General features: G+C 30.7%; 19 protein-coding genes. 11 read left to right on the top strand and 8 right to left on the bottom strand.

Annotation, left to right across the window (positions count from 1 at the left end; all coding sequences use genetic code 11):
- Position 1: 1 nt before the first annotated feature.
- The 3 genes from ACKGJY_RS00170 (at position 2) to ACKGJY_RS00160 (ending at position 1,387) form a co-directional block, all read left to right on the top strand.
- Positions 2–649 (top strand): HAD family hydrolase, encoded by a 648-nt coding sequence (locus ACKGJY_RS00170; RefSeq protein ID WP_413971822.1) that lies wholly within the window; start codon positions 2–4, stop codon positions 647–649.
- Between the two features lie 157 nt (positions 650–806).
- Positions 807–971 (top strand): Lacal_2735 family protein, encoded by a 165-nt coding sequence (locus ACKGJY_RS00165; protein ID WP_413971821.1) that lies wholly within the window; start codon positions 807–809, stop codon positions 969–971.
- Positions 972–985: 14 nt separating this feature from the next.
- Positions 986–1,387 carry a DUF2452 domain-containing protein gene (locus tag ACKGJY_RS00160; RefSeq protein ID WP_413971820.1) on the top strand — a complete coding sequence of 134 codons (402 nt, stop codon included), beginning with the start codon at positions 986–988 and terminating at the stop codon, positions 1,385–1,387.
- A gap of 83 nt (positions 1,388–1,470) precedes the next feature.
- Here the strand turns inward: ACKGJY_RS00160 and ACKGJY_RS00155 are convergent, their stop codons facing one another.
- A complete protein-coding gene (locus tag ACKGJY_RS00155) occupies positions 1,471–2,418 on the bottom strand; it encodes a phosphoribosylaminoimidazolesuccinocarboxamide synthase (protein ID WP_413971819.1) in 948 nt (315 codons plus the stop codon).
- Between the two features lie 169 nt (positions 2,419–2,587).
- Complete coding sequence (locus ACKGJY_RS00150; RefSeq protein WP_413971818.1) at positions 2,588–3,541, bottom strand: PhoH family protein; 954 nt, start codon at positions 3,539–3,541, stop codon at positions 2,588–2,590.
- A 150-nt stretch (positions 3,542–3,691) separates the two neighbouring features.
- On the opposite strand from ACKGJY_RS00150, the gene ACKGJY_RS00145 reads away from it, so the two are divergent.
- From ACKGJY_RS00145 to dnaN, 4 genes are all read left to right on the top strand, one after another.
- A complete protein-coding gene (locus ACKGJY_RS00145; RefSeq protein ID WP_413971817.1) occupies positions 3,692–4,564 on the top strand; it encodes an S-adenosyl-l-methionine hydroxide adenosyltransferase family protein in 873 nt (290 codons plus the stop codon).
- A gap of 11 nt (positions 4,565–4,575) precedes the next feature.
- A complete protein-coding gene (locus ACKGJY_RS00140; protein ID WP_413971816.1) occupies positions 4,576–4,872 on the top strand; it encodes a putative quinol monooxygenase in 297 nt (98 codons plus the stop codon).
- 87 nt (positions 4,873–4,959) lie between these two features.
- A complete protein-coding gene (gene gldG / locus ACKGJY_RS00135) occupies positions 4,960–7,344 on the top strand; it encodes a gliding motility-associated ABC transporter substrate-binding protein GldG (RefSeq protein WP_413971815.1) in 2,385 nt (794 codons plus the stop codon).
- Positions 7,345–7,506: 162 nt separating this feature from the next.
- Entirely contained in the window at positions 7,507–8,625 is a 1,119-nt protein-coding gene (gene dnaN / locus ACKGJY_RS00130; RefSeq protein WP_413971814.1) for a DNA polymerase III subunit beta, read from the top strand.
- A 193-nt stretch (positions 8,626–8,818) separates the two neighbouring features.
- Here the strand turns inward: dnaN and ACKGJY_RS00125 are convergent, their stop codons facing one another.
- Positions 8,819–9,439 (bottom strand): lysine transporter LysE, encoded by a 621-nt coding sequence (locus tag ACKGJY_RS00125; RefSeq protein ID WP_413971813.1) that lies wholly within the window; start codon positions 9,437–9,439, stop codon positions 8,819–8,821.
- Positions 9,440–9,739: 300 nt separating this feature from the next.
- Here ACKGJY_RS00125 and ACKGJY_RS00120 point away from each other — a divergent pair, with 300 nt between their 5' ends.
- Positions 9,740–10,693, top strand: a complete 954-nt coding sequence (locus ACKGJY_RS00120) for a tetratricopeptide repeat protein (protein ID WP_413971812.1) — start codon at positions 9,740–9,742, stop codon at positions 10,691–10,693.
- A 134-nt stretch (positions 10,694–10,827) separates the two neighbouring features.
- Positions 10,828–11,808 (top strand): tetratricopeptide repeat protein, encoded by a 981-nt coding sequence (locus tag ACKGJY_RS00115; RefSeq protein WP_413971811.1) that lies wholly within the window; start codon positions 10,828–10,830, stop codon positions 11,806–11,808.
- On the opposite strand, the gene rsmG is transcribed toward ACKGJY_RS00115, so the two are convergent.
- Positions 11,803–12,432 (bottom strand): 16S rRNA (guanine(527)-N(7))-methyltransferase RsmG, encoded by a 630-nt coding sequence (gene rsmG, locus ACKGJY_RS00110; protein WP_413971810.1) that lies wholly within the window; start codon positions 12,430–12,432, stop codon positions 11,803–11,805. The genes ACKGJY_RS00115 and rsmG overlap by 6 nt on opposite strands.
- Positions 12,433–12,572: 140 nt before the next feature.
- Here rsmG and ACKGJY_RS00105 point away from each other — a divergent pair, with 140 nt between their 5' ends.
- Positions 12,573–13,673 (top strand): fatty acid desaturase family protein, encoded by a 1,101-nt coding sequence (locus ACKGJY_RS00105; RefSeq protein WP_413971809.1) that lies wholly within the window; start codon positions 12,573–12,575, stop codon positions 13,671–13,673.
- Between the two features lie 37 nt (positions 13,674–13,710).
- Entirely contained in the window at positions 13,711–14,895 is a 1,185-nt protein-coding gene (locus tag ACKGJY_RS00100) for a pyridoxal phosphate-dependent aminotransferase (RefSeq protein ID WP_413971808.1), read from the top strand.
- Between the two features lie 566 nt (positions 14,896–15,461).
- Here ACKGJY_RS00100 and ACKGJY_RS00095 read toward each other — a convergent pair.
- The 4 genes from ACKGJY_RS00095 to ACKGJY_RS00080 all read right to left on the bottom strand — a co-directional run bounded on the left by ACKGJY_RS00095 (position 15,462) and on the right by ACKGJY_RS00080 (position 20,394).
- The gene (locus ACKGJY_RS00095) at positions 15,462–17,651 is read right to left on the bottom strand and encodes a peptidase domain-containing ABC transporter (protein WP_413971807.1); all 2,190 of its coding nucleotides are present in this window, start codon (positions 17,649–17,651) and stop codon (positions 15,462–15,464) included.
- 43 nt (positions 17,652–17,694) lie between these two features.
- The gene (locus ACKGJY_RS00090) at positions 17,695–18,210 is read right to left on the bottom strand and encodes a peroxiredoxin family protein (protein WP_413971806.1); all 516 of its coding nucleotides are present in this window, start codon (positions 18,208–18,210) and stop codon (positions 17,695–17,697) included.
- A gap of 16 nt (positions 18,211–18,226) precedes the next feature.
- The gene (locus ACKGJY_RS00085; RefSeq protein WP_413971805.1) at positions 18,227–18,856 is read right to left on the bottom strand and encodes a hypothetical protein; all 630 of its coding nucleotides are present in this window, start codon (positions 18,854–18,856) and stop codon (positions 18,227–18,229) included.
- 86 nt (positions 18,857–18,942) lie between these two features.
- Entirely contained in the window at positions 18,943–20,394 is a 1,452-nt protein-coding gene (locus ACKGJY_RS00080; protein ID WP_413971804.1) for a DUF5687 family protein, read from the bottom strand.
- Positions 20,395–20,433 lie beyond the last annotated feature (39 nt).

Below are 20,433 nucleotides of genomic sequence, written 5' to 3'. Positions count from 1 at the left end.
AATGATCTACAAAGCAATTATATTTGATTTGGATGGCACTTTAGTAAATTCTATAAAGGATATTGCAGATGCTATGAATTATGTTTTAAAAAAGCGCAATTACCCAACCTATGATTACGATACTTATAAAACATTTGTAGGTAGCGGTGTAAAAAGCTTAGTAATTAAAGCATTACCAGAGAGTAACCCTAACGACATAGAGGTAAATGCTTGTCTTGAAGATATGATGCAGGTTTATAGTGAATATTGCACAAATAAAACAACTACGTATCCTGGTATTTTAGAACTTTTAAAAGAGCTACATGCTAAAAACTTAAAACTTGCTATATTGTCTAATAAAGAACATGGCTTAACAGTTAAAGTATCTAAAGCATTACTACCAGATTACCTCAACCCGGTTTTAGGTTTAAAAGAAGAAGCACTTAAAAAACCAAACCCCGAAATAGCACTAAATATCTGTGAAACCTTAAATGTAGAACCAGAAGAGGTGATTTTTGTAGGTGATTCTGAACCAGATATTTTGGTAGCAAAAAACACAAAAATGTTAGCTGTTGGCGTATCTTGGGGATTTAGAAACAAAGAAAAACTAATTGAAAATGGTGCAGATTATATATTAAATGCACCTATTGATTTATTAAAACTTCTCTAAAAGAACGTTTCAAATTTCATTTCTATAAATAATAACTGATCCTCGAAATATTAACACAATATTTTGTTTAACATTAAATATAATATATTAAACAAATTGTATCTTTGTAGTATAAAATATAAATTTAGTTTAGAAATCATTTAATATTAGAAATAGCATGTTCGGATTATTCAAAAAAAAATCAGAAAAAGAGAAACTGCAAGAACAATACAAAAAACTACTAAAAGAAGCGCATAGCCTATCTACTTCAAATAGAAAAAGGAGTGATCAAAAAGCTTTTGAAGCAGAAGAAGTAATGAAGCAAATTGAAAAGTTAGCTTAAACTATTTCATACTTATGAAAAAAGATAAAAAGCCAGATAATGTGGTTTTTAATGAAGATACCAGAACGTACGATGCTGCGCTAAAGCCTTACGCTACTTCTGTTGGTGCACCTGCAATTACTACAACAAATAATACGCCTTGGAAAAACAGGAGTATTACCAAAATAAATCATAAAATTGAATCACGGTATTTAGAGTTACAAGCAGAATACAAAAAAATGATGGAGGAGTTTGAATATAACAAACTCATTTTTAATGCGAAATTTACGTTTGAACCTGTAATTGGCGAAGTATATCATTTATACAAAAGAGATAATGGTGAAACGTTTTTATCATTAATTGCACCAGATGAATGTAGCTTTAATGCTTTAGGCAGTTTTTATTTAAATGCTGATCAAACTTGGAAAAAAGTATAATACTATCTTTATAGTAAACATAAATTAAAAAAAAAGACCTTAAGTAGTATAAGGTCTTTATAGTTTTAAATTTGTTTTAAATGTTACTTTAGATACGCTAACACATTCGTTTCAATACGTTCTTGAATATTAGTTACGTCTGCCTTAACAAAAGCTTCTCCTGTAATATTTTCGTAAAGCTCAATATAACGTTCGCTTACGGTTTCAACATAAGCATCACTCATAAACGGCACCGTTTGTCCTTCTAGACCCTGAAATCCATTACTAATTAACCATTGGCGTACAAACTCTTTACTTAGTTGTTTTTGAGCTTCTCCTTTATCTTGGCGTTCTTGATAGCCATCTGCATAGAAATAGCGCGAAGAGTCTGGGGTGTGTATTTCATCAATTAATACAATTTTACCGTCTTTAGTTTTTCCAAATTCATATTTGGTATCTACCAAAATTAAACCTCTAGAAGCTGCAATTTCTGATCCTCGTTGAAATAATTTACGGGTGTAATCCTCGAGTATGATATAATCTTCTTCTGAAACAATACCTTTAGCTAAAATGTCTTCTCTAGAAATATCCTCATCATGATCGCCCATTTCAGCTTTTGTGGCTGGTGTAATAATTGGCTCTGGAAAGGCATCGTTTTCTTTCATGCCTTCTGGCATTGGTACACCACAAAGCATACGTTTCCCCGCTTTATATTCTCGCGCGGCATGCCCACTCATGTAACCTCGTATCACCATTTCTACTTTAAAAGGTTCACATAAATGCCCAACAGCTACATTTGGATCTGGAGTTGCAGTTAGCCAATTGGGTACTAAATCTTCTGTAGCTGCCATCATTTTTGTAGCAATCTGGTTTAAAATTTGTCCCTTATAAGGAATCCCTTTTGGCATTACTACATCAAATGCAGATAACCTATCGGTGGCAACCATGACTAATGCTTCGTCGTTTATATTATACACGGCTCTTACTTTTCCTTTGTAAAAACTTTTTTGTCCTGGAAAATTAAAGTTAGTATCTATTATTGTATTACTCATTTTAAAAGTGTTTATGAGTTGATTTGTTTATTCGTTTATCGTTTAAGGACTGTTTTTGGTAAACATGTTTAGCCCCGAATGAGGCTTTGTTGAAGCTCTTTTTGTGTTGTTGCACCTATGCAACACAAAAAAGCGACTGCCGAAAGCGGGAAATAGCTCCTAAAAAAAATTATTCTCTATTTTCTATACTTTTGTAGGCTTCTATAACTTTTTTAACTAATTTATGACGAATAACGTCCTTATCGTCTAAGAAAATAATACCTACACCATCTACATTTTTTAAGATTAGTAAGGCTTCTTTTAGTCCTGAAATAGTACGCCGTGGTAGATCTATTTGCCCTGGATCTCCAGTTAAAAGAAACTTAGCATGTTTACCCATACGTGTTAAAAACATCTTCATTTGGGCATGTGTTGTATTTTGCCCTTCATCTAAAATTACAAATGCATTATCTAGCGTACGCCCGCGCATAAAAGCTAATGGTGCTATTTGAATGGTACCTTTTTCTATGTAACTCGCCAATTTTTCTGGTGCAATCATATCGCGCAACGCATCGTATAGTGGTTGCATGTAAGGATCTAGCTTTTCCTTTAAATCGCCTGGTAAAAAACCTAAATTTTCTCCAGCCTCTACAGCAGGACGTGTTAAAATAATACGCTTTACTTCTTTGTTTTTTAGCGCTTGTACAGCCAAGGCAACACCTGTATAGGTTTTTCCTGTACCTGCTGGCCCTATGGCAAATACCATATCGTTTTTGCGCATAAGCTCTACCATTTTACGTTGGTTTGCGGTTTGCGCTTTTATCAATTTTCCGCCAACGCCGTGTACTATAGTTTCTCCACTTGCTTTAGATGTTGTATAATCATCACTACTTTGGCTTGTTAATACACGTTCTATAACATTCTCGTCTAGTTTATTATACTTGCCAAAATGTTTAAGTAGCATGGTAATTCTTCTATCAAACTCTTCAAGTAGTTCTTCGTCACCAAAGGCTTTAATTTTATTACCTCGTGCTACTATTTTTAGTTTTGGGAAGTATTTTTTAAGAAGTTCTATATTAGCGTTTTGGGCTCCAAAAAATTCTTTTGGAGTTATTTCTTCTAGTTCAATGATAATTTCGTTCAAAAGCGTTTATTTAATATAAATTGTGTTAAAAACATTAATTAAAATAATGTGCATTGAGATAAAATGATTTATTAGTTTTGTATATACATATCTCTCAATCCAAAAATACATAAATTTGGAGGAGTTAACATTAAAAACATATCAACAATTTTGCCTAACGCAATCATTACATTAACTACCGATTTTGGTGAGAAAGATCACTTTACTGGCGCAACAAAAGGTGCTATTTATAGTGAATTACCTGATGTAAATATTGTTGATATCTCACATAAAGTATCACCTTTTAATATCCCAGAGGCAGCTTACATAATACAAAATGCTTACAGTAGTTTTCCTGATGGCACTATACATATTATAGGTATAGATTCTGAACTTAATGAGGAGAACAAACATATAGCTATGAAGCTAGACGACCACTATTTTATTTGTGCAAACAATGGTATAATGAGTATGATTTGTTCTGAAATTGCACCAGAAAAAATGGTAGAAATTAATATTCATGATAAAATACAAACGAGTTTTCCTGTTTTAGATGTTTTTGTTAAAGTAGCTTGCCATATAGCACGTGGTGGTACTTTAGAAGTTATTGGAAAGCCTATTAATGCTATAAAACCCATCAATAATTTAAAACCCTATGTAAATGAGGAGAATACAAAAATTATTGGCCGTGTTATTTACATTGATGCTTATGGTAACGTAGTAACCAATGTGCGTAAACAGTTTTTTGAAGCCATACAAAAAGGGCGCAAGTTTGAAATTACTGCCAGACAATACAGGTTTAAAAAAATACATAAAAAGTACAGCGATTTTGTAAATTTTGATATTCCGAAAGAGCAACGTCAAGATGAAGGTAAAGGTTTGGTGGTTTTTAATTCTGGCGGGTTTTTAGAGATTGCTATGTATAAAAGTGATTCTAAAAAACACGGTAGTGCTGCAACCTTAATGGGCTTAAGTGTTAGAGACACAATTGGTATAGATTTTATAACCGTACCTGTAACACCACAAAAAGAGGATATATTTTAAATAATAGTTTTATGCTAACGCGGATTGTAAAATTAAGTTTTAAGCCTGAAGACATTGAGGTTTTTCTAGATATTTTTGAAAGCAGTAAAACATTAATAAGAGCATTTGAAGGTTGCGAATTTTTAGAACTTTATAGAGACAAACACCAAACTAATGTGTTTTTTACATACAGCTATTGGGTATCAGAAAACCATTTGGAAAATTACAGAAATTCAACACTTTTTAAAAGTATTTGGAGTAAAACTAAAGTACTTTTTAATGCAAAACCCGAAGCTTGGAGTGTGGATACTTTGGAGAGTTTGAAATAACAAAGTCGCATTTATATAAAATTATTAAAAAACACAACAACTAACAACTAACAACTAACAACTAACAACTAACAACTAACAAAATTAATGCTAGCCATTCTAAAAAAAGAAATTAACACATTTTTTGCTACACCTATTGGGTATTTAGTTATTGCTATATTTTTAGTATTAAATGGCTTATTTCTGTGGGTATTTAAAGGTGAATTTAATATTTTAGATTATGGGTTTGCAGATGTATCTGCCTTCTTTTTATTAGCACCTTGGATACTACTTTTCTTAATTCCTGCTGTTACTATGCGCAGTTTTTCTGATGAAAAAAAACAAGGAACATTAGAGTTATTACTCACCAAACCCATTTCTCATCTCAATATTGTTTTAGGTAAATACTTTGGTGCTTTAATTTTAATTTTAATGGCGTTACTGCCAACTCTTTTGTATATATACTCAGTATATCAATTAGGTAATCCTGTTGGTAATTTAGATTTAGGCAGTACGTTTGGTGCCTATTTAGGACTTATTTTCTTAGCTGCAACCTATACTGCTATTGGTATATTTAGTTCTACGCTGTCCAATAATCAAATTGTAGGATTTATTATTGCTGTTTTTATTTGCTTCCTATTTTTTATTGGTTTTGAAGGTATTACAGAATTCACCTCCAGCACAATTGTAGAGCAGTTTGGTATAAATTATCATTATAAAAGCATAAGCCGAGGAGTTATTGATACTCGAGATATTATATATTTTTTAAGCATTATTACATTATTTTTACTGCTAACAAAATTAAGTATTAAAACAGCTGAAATCGAGCAAAAAAATATTATAAAACTAGGAACTATTGTCGTAGGTTTATTTATTTTGAATATTGCTTCAAATTACGGTTATAAACGTTTAGATATAACTAAAGACCAGCGTTACACCTTAAGTAAATCTGCTAAAGACATCGTCAATACTGCTAATTCTCCTTTAATAATTGATATCTTTTTAAAAGGTGAAGATTTTCCTTCTGAATTTAGAAGACTTCAAACTGAAACGCGTCAATTACTTGAAGAGTTTTCAAACGAAAATAATAATTTAGTATTCAATTTTATCAATCCACTAGAAGATGAATCTACGCGGCAACAAACCATTCAAATACTAACGCAACGTGGTTTAACACCAATGCAGTTAGAGGTTAAAGAAAACGGTAAAGCTACCCAAGAAGTTATATTCCCATGGGCTTTAGCAAGCTATAATGAGCAAACCGTTAGTATTCCGTTAGTAAAAACAAAGATAGGTGCATCGCAACAAGAATTGGTGAGTAACTCTGTACAACACTTAGAATATGCCTTTGCTGATGGTTTTAAAAAACTATTAACACCTAAAGCAAAAAAAATAGCAGTTTTAAAAGGCAATGGCCAATTAGAAGACAAGTATATTGCAGATGTTGCAAAACAACTTGGAGAGTACTATTTAATAGCCCCTTTTACTTTAGATAGTGTTGCTAATAATACTCAAAAAACATTACAAGGTTTATCTGATTTTGATTTGATAATTTCGGCAAAACCTACTGAAGCATTTTCTGAAAAAGAAAAATTTGTGCTAGACCAATACAGTATGCAAGGTGGTAAAAGCTTATGGCTTATTGATGCCGTAGCGATGGAAAAAGACAGTTTATACAATAACGCTGGAAAAAACTATGCAATAAGTAGAGATTTAAATCTTACTGACTTATTTTTTAACTACGGGATAAGAATACCTCCTGCTTTAGTGGCAACACCCTACTCTGCCCCTATTACTTTGGCTATGGGAGATGGAAGTAATTCTCAATTTCAACATTTAAATTGGCCCTATTCACCTTTGGTGACTTCAAACAAAAAACACCCCATTACTAATAATCTTAATTTGGTGCGTTTTGATTTTGCAAATGCTATAGACACACTAAAAAATAACATTAATAAAACCATACTTTTAGAAACCGCGCCAATATCTCGTTTAGAAGGTACACCACGAGAAATTAGCTTAGATTTAGTAACGAAACCTATAGACCCAAAAACGTTTAAAAATGAAACACAAGTATTAGCGGTATTGTTAGAAGGTGAGTTTACATCAGCTTTTGCAAATCGTGTAAAACCAGTTAGACTTACAAATACAAGTGACAAAAGTGTTACTACCAAAATGATTATAATTGCTGATGGCGATGTAATTAAAAACGATGTGATACGAAATAAACCACAAGAATTAGGTTTTGATAGATGGACAGGAAAATTATACGGCAATAAAGAATTTTTGCTAAATGCAGTGAATTATCTTTTAGATGACAACGGACTTATAAACATTCGAACCAAAGAAATTGAAGTTGCCTTTTTAAATCAAGAAAAAATAGTAAAAGAAAAAACAAAGTGGCAACTGCTAAACATTGCATTACCAATAGTTTTACTAACTGTTTTTAGTTTTGCATTTAACTACTTTAGAAAGAAAAAATATGCTAGCTAGCTGTTAATAAGTTTGTTTCGATAAAACACAGGTTTGGAATATATTTGTAAGAAGTATAATTACAACTTAAATAAAAAAAGTTTAGGGTAACTTTTGCTTTTTATCGTTTAGATATACAAGTAATAATTACATAAAACTTTTAAAAATAATAAAAACCAACGCATGAAATTTATAGTATCAAGCACATATTTATTAAAGCAATTACAGGTTTTAGGTGGTGTTATTAACAGTTCTAACACCTTACCAATTCTAGATAATTTTTTATTTGAATTAGACCACACTAAGCTTACTGTTTCTGCTAGCGACTTAGAAACCACCATGTCTTCTACACTAGATGTAGAAAGTGATAGCGAAGGTAGTGTTGCTATTCCTGCGCGTTTATTACTAGATACTTTAAAAACATTTCCTGAGCAACCTTTAACTTTTGTTGTTGAAGATAATAATACAGTAGAAATTAGCTCTAACCATGGTAAATACGCCTTGGCTTACGCAAGTGGCGAAGAATTTCCGAAAGCTGTTGCTTTAGAAGATCCAAGTAAAACTGTTATTCTTGGTGATATTTTAGCAAATGCAATTAGTAAAACTATTTTTGCTGCTGGTAATGACGATTTACGCCCTGTAATGAGTGGTGTGTTTTTTCAATTTTCTACTGAGGGTTTAACCTTTGTTGCTACAGACGCTCACAAGTTGGTAAAATATACTAGAGCCGATGTAAATGCAAGTCAAGTTGCAGAATTTATTATGCCTAAAAAACCTTTAAATTTATTGAAGGGGATATTGGCAGGAAGTGAAGACGAAGTTACTATTGAGTACAACGAGTCTAACGCGAAATTTACTTTTGATAATTCTGAATTGATTTGTCGTTTAATTGATGGTAAGTATCCAAATTATGAAGCAGTAATTCCAAAGGAAAATCCTAATAAATTATCAATTGATAGAAATCAGTTTTTAAACTCTGTACGTCGTGTTAGTATTTTCTCTAACAAAACAACGCACCAAATACGCTTAAAAATTGCAGGTGCAGAATTAAATATTTCAGCAGAAGATGTAGATTATAGTAATAAAGCCGAAGAGCGTTTAACTTGTGATTACCAAGGTGATGATATGCAAATAGGCTTTAACTCTCGTTTTTTAACTGAGATGTTAAACAATTTAAGCTCTAACGATGTACAATTAGAAATGAGTATGCCTAATAGAGCAGGTATTTTAACACCAGTTGATGGTTTAGACGATGGAGAGTTGGTTACCATGTTAGTAATGCCTGTAATGTTAAATAGCTAATATTTATATAAAATACCATATTAAATATACTATAAGCGCAGTAATCTAAATTTAGGTTGCTGCGCTTTTAGTATAAAAATATAAATAATTAACGTCTCTATCCTGGATATTAACTATACTATAGCTTTATCTTTTTTAAAGTTAATCATCTAATATTTAAAAAGTGCATATTAAATAATAGTAATACCAAAAACTAGAGTAAATAAATAAGATTACCCAAACCTACAACACCAGTTAAACATCCTAAAATAAAATCCATTTTAGTAGCAACAAACGTTAATTTATGTTCAATTTTACTTGCCAAAATAGCATAGGTTGCATATAAGAAAAATGAGCCTGAGGTAGAACCTATAGAAAAATACAAACTATTAAGTGGCGTGTATGTAAAATATTCTAAACCTATTAAAATAGAAATGGTTGTAAAATAAAATGGGATGGCAAAGGTGTTTAATAAAGCCATTACTATACCATGAAAATAAGCCTTTGATGTGTTTATCTCTTTATGTTTTATTTGTTTTTTTTGGGTAAAATATAGTCTAAAAAAATAGACAGACAATACAATTAAAATTCCAGTTCCTACTTTTTGAAGTAACGTAATATATTTAGAATTTCCCATTAAAACACTAGATAAATATGCCCCCAAATTAGCTTGAAAAAAGAGTACAGTGGCAAAACCACCTACTAAATATAATGCAGACTTTTTTCCGCTTTTCAAACTAAACTTTACAACAGTCATATTTAAAAAACTGGGTGTTAAACTACCTGTAGCTGCAATTATAAAACCTAAAACAATACACGATAATACATTAATCATAATTAGCACAAATAAACTGCTTAATACTTATATAAATTAATGCGTATGGTTTTTAAAGTTGTTCAAAAACAAAAAAAGTGTTTTTATTTAGACAAATTTTAATACCTATACAGTATCTATTTTGGGAAGTGAATGTTGTACTAAGAGATTTTAAATTATATAATGATAAGGTATTGCTACTAATTTACAAGTTTACTCTATAATTTTTATTAGTTTTATAAACTAGTATTACACTGGAATAGTTTTTGATATTAAAATATATAAAACAATACTTATAAAGAATTGACGTTACAAAAGAGCATGAAAAAGACATTACTTATTTTTATACTTGTACCATTACTCAGTACAGGTCAAGCTACCAAATATGTTAGACAAGCGTTAAGACTTACTGATCCTAGCGCGCAAATAGAGGTATTAAATCAAGCGCTAGAAATAGATAATAAACACTTAGACGCCTTATTTTACAGAGGCATTGCCAAATACAATTTAGAGGACTATGATGCCGCTATTTTAGATTTTACAAAAATAATTTTTTACGAGCCTGATGCGGACAGTTATTATAACCGAGGTAATTGTAAGTTCAATTTAGAGGATTATCAAGGTGCATTATTAGATTATAAAAAAGCATTAGAGCTTGATCCCGATTTAATTGGAGCCTATTTTAATTTAGGAAATACAAAGTTTAATATTGAAGACTACAAGGGTGCAGTAACTAATTATTCTAAGATGATTAGATTTTTCCCAAATGATTATAAGTCATATAGTCAACGCGCACTAGCATATATGAAACTTAAAGAATATAAGAAAGCATTCTCTGATTTTGGTGCTTGTATTTTGATTAGGCCCAATAGTCAATCTTATTATAATCGTGGATTCGCTTTGTTAGAAATAAATTACTACAAAGAAGCTAAAGGTGATTTTTTAAAAGCTATTGAAAGAAACCCCAATAACACACCTGCATATTTTTATCTGGGTGTAACGCACTTTTTATTGGGTGATTTTGATCAGTCTATAAAAAGCTTGAGTTATGCTATTAGTAGAGATCAAATGGATTATGATGCTCATTTTGGACTAGCTATGGCGTATCATAATAAAGGAAATTTTGAAAAAGCAAAAGCACAATTTAAACGCGCTAAAAACATTTTAGGTGTTACTGCAACTAATAATAATATATCACTTTTTAAAGACACCTACTGGCAGGTTAACGAAAAACAATTATTTACTAAAATGTATGCGATACTAAACGCACTTTAAATTTTTTTCTATCAAACAACAGTTTTAAATGTAAAAAATATCTTAAATTTTATAAGTAAAAACCTATTTATTAGTATATTTATATGACTTAACATTAAGTCTTTAAATTGTGAATTTTTAATATACTTACAGCTATGAATAAGTCACTATTTAGATTTACTTTGTTTTTTGTGTTATTATCTACACCTATAATCTTAAATGGGCAGGCAAAAAAATTAGTTAGAAAAGGAAAAAAACTTGCAGATACAGAACAACAGATAGCTTATTTTACGGAGGCTATCGATATAGACAACAAAAATTTAGACGCTTATTTTTATCGTGGAATAGCAAGAGCTAATCTTGAAGACCATTGGGGTGCAATATTAGATTTTTCGACTGTTATTTTTAATAAACCAGATGCAGACTCTTATTTTAATCGTGGCAACTCTAAATATGCCTTAGAAGATTATAAAAGTGCTTATGAGGATTATAGTAAGGCTGTAGCACTAGATCGTAGTTTTTTTCAAGCGCATTACAATTTAGGAATGACACAACTACATCTCAAAAAATTTAACAAAGCACTACACTCTTTTCTTTTTTTACTAGAACACCACCCTGATGATGTACACTTACACACACAAATAGGTGAAACACTTTTAGCACTTGATTTTGATAAACTAGCGTTAATGTATTTTAATAAATGTATTACACTTAAAAATAGTAGTGATGCTTATTACAATAGAGGTATGGCTTACTTAGACCTTAAAGATTTTAATAAGGCTATAAGAGATTTTAATAAAGCTATAAGTATTGATAAAAAAAATGATGCGGCCCATTTTTATCTTGGGGTGAGCTTGCTATATAAGAGAAATTTTGAAAAAGCAGCTAAAAGATTTGAACATACATTATCCTACAATTCTTTAGATCATGAAGCATTAGTTGGACTAGCAATTGCAAATTATCATAACAACAACTTTAATAAAGCAAGGTCGTATTTTAAAAAAGCGAAAAATATTTTAACATCTTATGACACTGCTTATAATACAAACGACATTTCATTATTTGATAATACCACTTGGAACTTAAATGAAGGTATCCTATTTGAGGCATATTATAATAAACTCAATAATTTATAGTTTAAATTTTTTTGGTAGGTGCACAATTTTTTTAGTTTCAAAAAATTCTTCATCATAATAATCACTTATGTTGTATAGTCTTGTAGTTGTGTAGTCTTTAAGTTCTTCACTTAAATCGCCACCTTTTAAATATAGTATACCGTTCTTTAAATCGTTCTTTTGTTTTTTAGCAATTTTGCCTTTAGTCCAATGAACAAACGTAGGCATTGCAGCAACGGCTCTACTTACAATAAAATCGTATGTTTCTTTAATTTCCTCAACTCTAGTATGTGTAATTCTAACATTAGTTAAGCCTAACCCTTCAGCAACCTCATTTACTACCTTTAATTTTTTTGCTATACTATCTACCAAGTGAAAGTTACAATTGGGAAACATAATAGCTAAAGGAATACCAGGAAACCCACCACCTGTACCAACATCCATGATTTCAGAACCATTTTTAAAGTCTATTATTTTAGCTATGGCTAAAGAATGTAATACGTGTCTTAAATACAACTCATCAATATCCTTTCTAGACACCACATTTATCTTTAAATTCCAGTCCTTATATAATCTTTCAAGTAACTGAAATTTAGAGATTTGATCCTCTGTTAGGTTTGGAAAATATTTAAGAATTAACTCCATTTATGTTAAATTTTCAACAAAAATAAAGGATTCACATATATATTTTTACATTAAAACGTTCTTTGTTGCGTTGATTAATATATATCTTTGCACAACGTATATTAATATATTTTTATACGAACCGATTAAACTATTTTATTATGAGTAAGCAAGCACTTTCATTTTCAAGAAAAGACCCTGCAAAATTTTTTAAAACCTTAAATAAACGTGTTAACGATTATTTTAAGGAAAACGAAATTAAGCGAACAGGCAATTGGAAATTATACACCAAAGCTATCGTTATGTTTTCCCTATTAATAGTTCCTGCTGTATTAATACTTACTATTGATGGTTTACCTGGTTGGGCACAAATATTAGGTATGGTAATAGTTGGCGTTGGTATGGCTGGTGTTGGTATGAATGTAATGCATGATGCTAACCATGGCTCATTTTCAAGCAAAAAATGGGTAAATAAATTAATGGGGAGTAGTATTTATATTTTAGCTGGAAATGATTATAATTGGAAGGTACAACATAATGTATTGCATCACACCTATACTAACATTCAAGGACATGATGAAGATATAGATGCTGGTAGAGTTATCAGGTTTTCTAAACATGCTAAATGGTATAGTTTTCATAAATACCAAAGATTTTATGCCTTTTTCTTATACGGATTATTAACTGCAAATTGGGCAATAACTACTGATTTTACACAAACTTACAGATATTTAAAAAGAAAACTGGCTTATGGAAAAATGCCAAACCCTGCTACGCAATGGACCAAACTTATTATTGGAAAAATAGTATATTATTCAATTTGGGTAGTTTTACCATTAGCACTTGGGTTTAAATGGTGGGAAGTTTTACTTGGCTTTTTAATTATGCACTATACCGCTGGAATTATTTTAAGCGTTATTTTCCAACTTGCACATGTAATGCCAAATACTGAAACACCAGTACCTGACGAACAAGGTAACATGAAAAATACTTGGGCTATTCATCAGCTGTTCACTACATCAAACTTTTCTCCAAAAAATTGGTTTGTTGAGTTTTACACAGGTGGTTTAAACAGGCAAGTTGAACATCATTTATTTGCTCATATTAGTCATATTCATTACAGTAAATTAGCAAAAATAGTTAAAGATACTGCTCAAGAATTTAGTTTGCCTTACAATGAATATCACACATTTTGGCAAGCTGTTGCAGAACATTACAATCAACTAAAAGAATTAGGTCAAAAACCTAGTTTAGCATCATAATAGTTACTGATTTTAAAAAATTTAAATTAAACCAAAAATGCAAGTATTATCAGATAGAATTTTAAATATGTCTACATCTGCTACATTAGCAATGGCAGCAAAAGCAAGAGAACTTAGAGGTGAAGGTAAAGACATCATAGGATTAAGCCTAGGAGAACCTGATTTTAAGGTTCCTGATTTTATTAGAAACGCTGCAATACAAGCCATTAATGACGGCTATAACTCTTATACGCCTGTTGATGGTTATGCTGAGTTAAAAGAGGCAGTAATTAAAAAATTTAAACGTGATAATAACTTAACATATACACCCTCACAAATTGTGGTATCTACAGGAGCTAAACAGTGTTTAGCAAACGTTGCTGGTGTAATATTAAATGAAGGTGATGAGGTAATTTTACCTTGCCCATATTGGGTAAGCTACTCTGATATTGTAAAACTTTATGATGGTGTACCTGTTGAAGTAAAAACATCTATAGATACAGATTTTAAAATGACTGCAGAACAGTTAGAGGCTGCTATTACGCCAAAAACTAAAATGATGTGGTTTAGCTCTCCTTGTAACCCAAGTGGCTCTGTATATAGCAAAGAAGAATTACAAGCCCTTGTAACTGTTTTAGCAAAACACCCAAATATATATGTGGTTTCTGATGAGATTTACGAACATATAAACTACGGTAAAGATTATACAAGTATTGCAGAGTTTGATGAAATGTATGATAGAACTATTACTGTAAATGGAGTATCAAAAGCTTTTGCAATGACGGGGTGGCGTATTGGATTTATTGGTGCTCCAGAAAATATTGCTAGAGCATGTAATAAATTACAAGGCCAAATGACAAGTGGTGCTAATTGTATCGCGCAACGCTCTGTGATTACCGCTTTAAATGAAGACCCATCGTGTGTAAAATATATGATAGACGAGTTTAAAGTACGCCGCGATTTAATTTTAGAATTACTTGGAGGTATTGAAGGGTTTAAATCTAACACACCTGATGGTGCATTTTATGTATTCCCAGATGTTACTCACTTCTTTGGAAAAACATTGAAAGGTCATAAAATTAACAATGCTACCGATTTCTCTTTATTTTTATTAGAAGAAGCTTTAGTTGCTACCGTGACTGGTGACGCTTTTGGAAACCCTAATTGTATTAGAATTTCTTACGCAGCATCTCAAGAACAAATTATTGAGGCTGTAAAGCGTATTAAGACAGCCGTAAGCTAAACCTTTTGCACTTTAGATATTATAATGAAAGCCACTACAACAGTGGCTTTTTTATTTTAATATGTGTTTATGAAAATATCACTAAAATCATAGCAAAAAAAGTAGATATCTTAAGCAGAACTTCTACAGAGGAAACACATTGAAATCTTGTGCTTTCAATACGTCTTCTTATCCCAAAAATTGATTTTGAAGATAGATTATTTCTATTTTGCTTAACCACTCTCTTATACGCTGAATTTAGAAACCCTGTAGGTTTTGTATGTGCTATGTTCTGTTTAGGAAAACTTTCTAATACTTTAGTGTTAATACTAATTCCATGATTGATGATTTTTAATTGGTTATACTATATCGACGTTCAATTTTTAAGTTTGTTACAAAAATATTCATGCTAACACCTTAAAAACCAGTGCAAAATTTAAAAAACCTTAGATTTTATCTATGGTTACTAATCATCAAAAATTTAAAAAAAAAGAGGGAATATTATCTATTTATCCAAAAGAAAGGTGTAAATAATACCAGCACCGTAAACAATTCCAAACGCCCAACAAGCATTAAAAAACAAATTTCTAATAAATCTCTGTATAAAGTTGCTCCCAAAATGCACTATAAAAGTTTTTACTTTTTAAAAGCTGAGCATGACTTCCAAAGTTTGCAATTTCCCCATCTTTAATCACATAAATCCGATCTGCAATATGTTTCAAAACATGTAATCTATGGGAAATAAAAATGATACTCATTTCATTTTTAAGTTGATTTAAAAGCTGTATTACAAATTGTTCCGTTTTCCTGTCCATTGCAGATGTAAACTCATCAAGCAACAATAATTTTGGTTTTTTATACAACACCCGCATAAGTGCCAATAATTGTTTTTGTCCGCCAGATAAGTTAATCCCTTCCTCACCTAAAATTGTGGCGTAGCCTTGTGGCAATTCATTAATAAATTTTTCAAAACCATAATTTTGGCAGAACTGTAAAATATGTTCTGGTTTATCCTCTTGCCCTAGTAAAATATTATCTATTACATTGCCATTAAATACGGTGATTTCTTGAGGTATTACTCCAATTATATTGCGCCAACCGCTAGTTTTTATAGCCTTTAAATCAAGATCACCATTTATCTTAATAGTTCCGTTTTCAAAAGCATAAAACTTTTGGATAATTTGTCCTAGTGTGCTTTTTCCACAACCACTTTCACCAACTATTGTAATACATTCGTTTTTATGAACTTCCAAATGTATTGATTTTAGCAACTGACTTCTTCCTGCAAACCGAAAAGACAAATTTTCAATCTTTAAAGATTTAAAAGTCTTAATTTCTACGTTTCCTGTTTTTTCTTTTTCCATCGCAGCAAATTCAAACATCCTATTAAAAGCCACTTTTGCTTCGTTTATAGGTATGGTTACCAAAGCTAAACCTGCTACCGATGGTAATAAACTGCCCGCAATACCTAAAATAGCCATAAGTTCGCCTAATTGCATGGTTTCGTTATACACTCTAAGCGTTGTAAAAATTAAAATACCCATTAAAAACAACATACTAAACACTCCCGAGAAAACGGATAGCCTTATATTAATTTTACCAAGATTAAATGTTTTGTCTTGATAATTGCCATAAATAAGTTGGTTAATTTTTTTAAAGACATCTTGCCTATTATTATTCTTAATAGTAGAAATACCCTGCATAGACGTAATGTAGTTACTTTCGCTAAACGCATATCCCTGCATAACACCCTTTTGTGCAAATATGATGCGTTTGTTAAAACTATAAATTAGCACAAAATAAAAAGGCAAACTAATAGAGGCAATTACTCCTGTTTGCCAAGAATAATAAAACAGAAACCCTAAAGATACTAAAACAACTAAAGCATTTATAACAGCACTACTCGCTACCATACTTATAACCCGCTGTACACGTTGGGTGTCGTTAAGTCGCGCTACCAACTCGCCTATTTTACGTGTATCAAAAAATGGTTTTGGCAGATGTAACAAGGCAGAATAAAAACTATCGATAATTCTATTGTTAAAATCCTTAGTTTGGCGTATTAAAAAATAATCGCGCAATGCGGTAAATAAAACACGTACTAATAATAAAAAAGCAACTAAGGCAATACCTGTTATTAATTTATTAAAATCTTTTGATGGTAAAATATCATCAATTAATTTTTGAGAGAAAATTGCCATTGCCATACCCAAAGCTGCAATACCCAAACCTAATAATGCACTAAATACAAGCAGTTTATAATCATCCTTTATTAAGCTAATAAACCATTGTTTCTTGCTGGTTTTTATATTGGTTATAGTTGTAAAATTATTGTTTGAGGCAAGTGTTAAACAAGTTTTAGACTGCCATATAACTTCCAATTCATCTTTAGTATAATGCACGATACCTTTTGCAGGGTCTCCAATGATAAATGTGTTGCTTTTAAAACCATAGCAAACCACATAATGCTGTAAACGTTCTTCTATCACTACATGAAGAATTAGTGGCGCATTATGGTCTATTAGGGCTTGTATATCGGCTTCGTTTCCTTGTGCGTCAAAACCTAATGCGTTTGCTGCTTGGTGTAAGCCCAATAATGTAGTGCCTTGCTTAGTTGTACCGCTTAACTCCCGTAATTTTTCTAAAGTATTTGCACCTTGATAGTATTGTATTAAGGATAACAAACACGCTACCCCACAATCGCTTTGGTCGTGTTGTAGCACCAATGTTTTTTTTAAATACTTTGACGAAAGGTTGTGCTCTTGTGAGGGTTTCATAAGGTTAAAAATAGATTCCTGCTTTCTCAGGAATAATACGTATCTAGTTAAGAAGCTGTAATATAATTTCAGCTTTTAATTGTCCTTTGTGCTTTTTTATTAGATTTTGGTTGCCATCGTATATCAATACATAAGGAATAGATGTAGCATCAAATCGATTAGAAAATGTATAAGCTGTATCATTTAAAAATGTAATGTTTGGTTTGTTTAATAAATTATAATGTTCAGCAAAAGTTTTGATAGTTTCGGCTGCTTCTGTTGAGACAAAAAGTAGTTGCGTGTTGCCAAATTGTGCAATTGTTTTACTAATACTTTTGGCTTCGTGTTGGCAATAGTCACACTCTGTATTAAAATAGATAAATACAGTTGGCGTATTAGGTTTTAGATTGGATTTAGTAAAATCTTGCCCGTTTAATGTTTTAAAGCTAAACTCTTGAATGGATTGTAATGTTTTTTCAACGTTATCTTTATGCTGAATTTTGGAGATCACACCATAACCTAAGTACCCGAAAAGAACGAACACAGCTATAAAAACAAGAAACTTAAAAGACTTTTTCATGCGTAGGGAAAGTTAGTTAACTCATATTTAAGGTAAAAAACATAACCGCTACCACCCAGATTACCAAGCCCACACCGTAGCTACTGGCTACAACGGTTAAGCCTTTAAAAATGCCTTCTTTAAATTCCTTACCCAATAAATAAGCCAATATAAACCAATAGGCCACCTCAAATAAATTAAGCACCTGCAACGGATATACAAACCAAGGTTTTAAGTTATCATACCCTGTAAGATTTATGGAGGATAAAGGATAGAAGTATTGCAAGTCCTCTAAGGTATAATTTGTTTGAAACAGATAAAACCAGAGGGTTTTGCAAACAATGACCAATAAGAATATAAATTCCGCTTCCACAACAATGCGGAATATAGTTTTATATTTTATTTCTTTATCGAAAAAAAAACATCCAGTACTTATAATTGTAGCAACTATTAATACTTTAAGCAATAAAACTAATGGTATAGATATGTAAATTACCAATTGCCATTTATTTTTTATGTTTAAGGCTTCTTGTATTTGTTCATTTGTAAAATTATCAGCTAATGAATTAATAATTAATTCATCTGTATTTAAAAGCCCTTTAGATAAGAAGTTTAATCCCAAGCTTAAAATTGCTAAAACTAAGAAGACTATATATTTATTTTTCATTTATAAAGCTTAATTATTGTATTGGTTTTTCAAATATTTTTTTGACTATGTAGTTTATCAACTCTTTACATCTTATAATACTTCTTTTATTTTTCTGAAAAAGCAGCTAAAGCCCTATATTTTTGTTTTCTATAAACTTTTACAATTTTATCAAGTATGTATTCTCTTAGAATTATTCCCAAAAAACTTAAAACAACCAAAAAAACAAGACCAGTATTAAAATTTATAAACTTATAAGGAATATAAAATAAAAACGTGGGAATTATAAATTTCAGTAACCCGAATATAATTTGAATAGAATTAAATTCATTAGTTTCAAATATCCCAATACTTTTATTAAGCTCAATGTGTTTTCTATTAAATGCTCCAATTAAAAGAGTTAAAAAAGAATTTACACCTATATTAAATAAAGCACAGGTCAAAATTATTTGAAATACATTCCAACCAAAATAGATGTAGGGAATACTTAAGATTAAAAAAATAGTTGTTCCTATAACCATTAAATACCATTTAGATTTTAGATAGTCTTTATATAAAATGTTCTGACACATAAGTAATTTATAATAACTACTATCCCAGGAAGGAACTAATTGAGCAAAGGCAAGCAAAAATCCACCAGAAACAAATATAGAGATAAAGACTAGCATAACTGGAAAGTTAATTTTAATCATTTCTGATTTAAAAACTATTAAGCCATAAAAAAGACATACAAATGAAATCAGTATATAATGTTTAGGTTTAGAATTTCTCCATATTAATTTAATGTCATTTCTCAAGAATGGAGAAGTTTTCTCAAAAAAATCAGACAAGAAAAAAAAGGTTGTATTAATACTCCTAATTATTTTTGAATCAAACCTATCTAAATAAAATTGGTTTCTAATTAATTTGAAATTTAGATAATACAAAAATAAAGTTAACGAAATGGGTACTATAAATAAATATGGAAATATAAATAGTGTATTAAATATACATACTGATAGTTCATTAATGTTAATTAATGAAAAGTACTTTAAGATTATTGTTATGAATAGAATAAAAACTACTACCAATAGGGCAAGTTTGCTCTTTTTAATTAGTGAGTTAACATAACTCATAAAGAGAACTATGAAAATAATAGATAAAAACCAGCAAAATACATTAAGAAAATCATAGCCTTTTATAAATAACACCAAGGAAAATGGGGTAAAAATTAAAAGCGGCAAAAAATTAAATATTGAAAGTAACGATTTAACTAAAAAGTAATGTATAATTACTGATCGCTTTATCGGGAAGACCATCAAAGCTAGCACATTATTTACCGTAGGCGACTTTTGCACAAAATAGCGTAATAATAAATCTAAAAAAAACCAATATATCAATAATCTATTGACAGTATTAATTGGGGATAATTGAGGTGATAACTTCTCAATCACATGGTATAATCTGAAACTTAAGCCAAATAGAATCATAGCTAGAGATATAGCTAATAAGACAAGAAAGATTTTACTTATTATTCCCTCCTTAAAATGAGATGCTCTTCGTAATTTCAGCACCTCCATCAAGATTAAATTTTTTATAACAATTTTGCACTTCATCTA

The sequence above is a fragment of the Hyunsoonleella sp. 2307UL5-6 genome (assembly GCF_047345485.1).
Classification (GTDB): Bacteria; Bacteroidota; Bacteroidia; order Flavobacteriales; family Flavobacteriaceae; genus Jejuia.
Note: the sequence above shows the minus strand (reverse complement) of the source record. Positions and strands in the feature narration are given on the sequence as shown.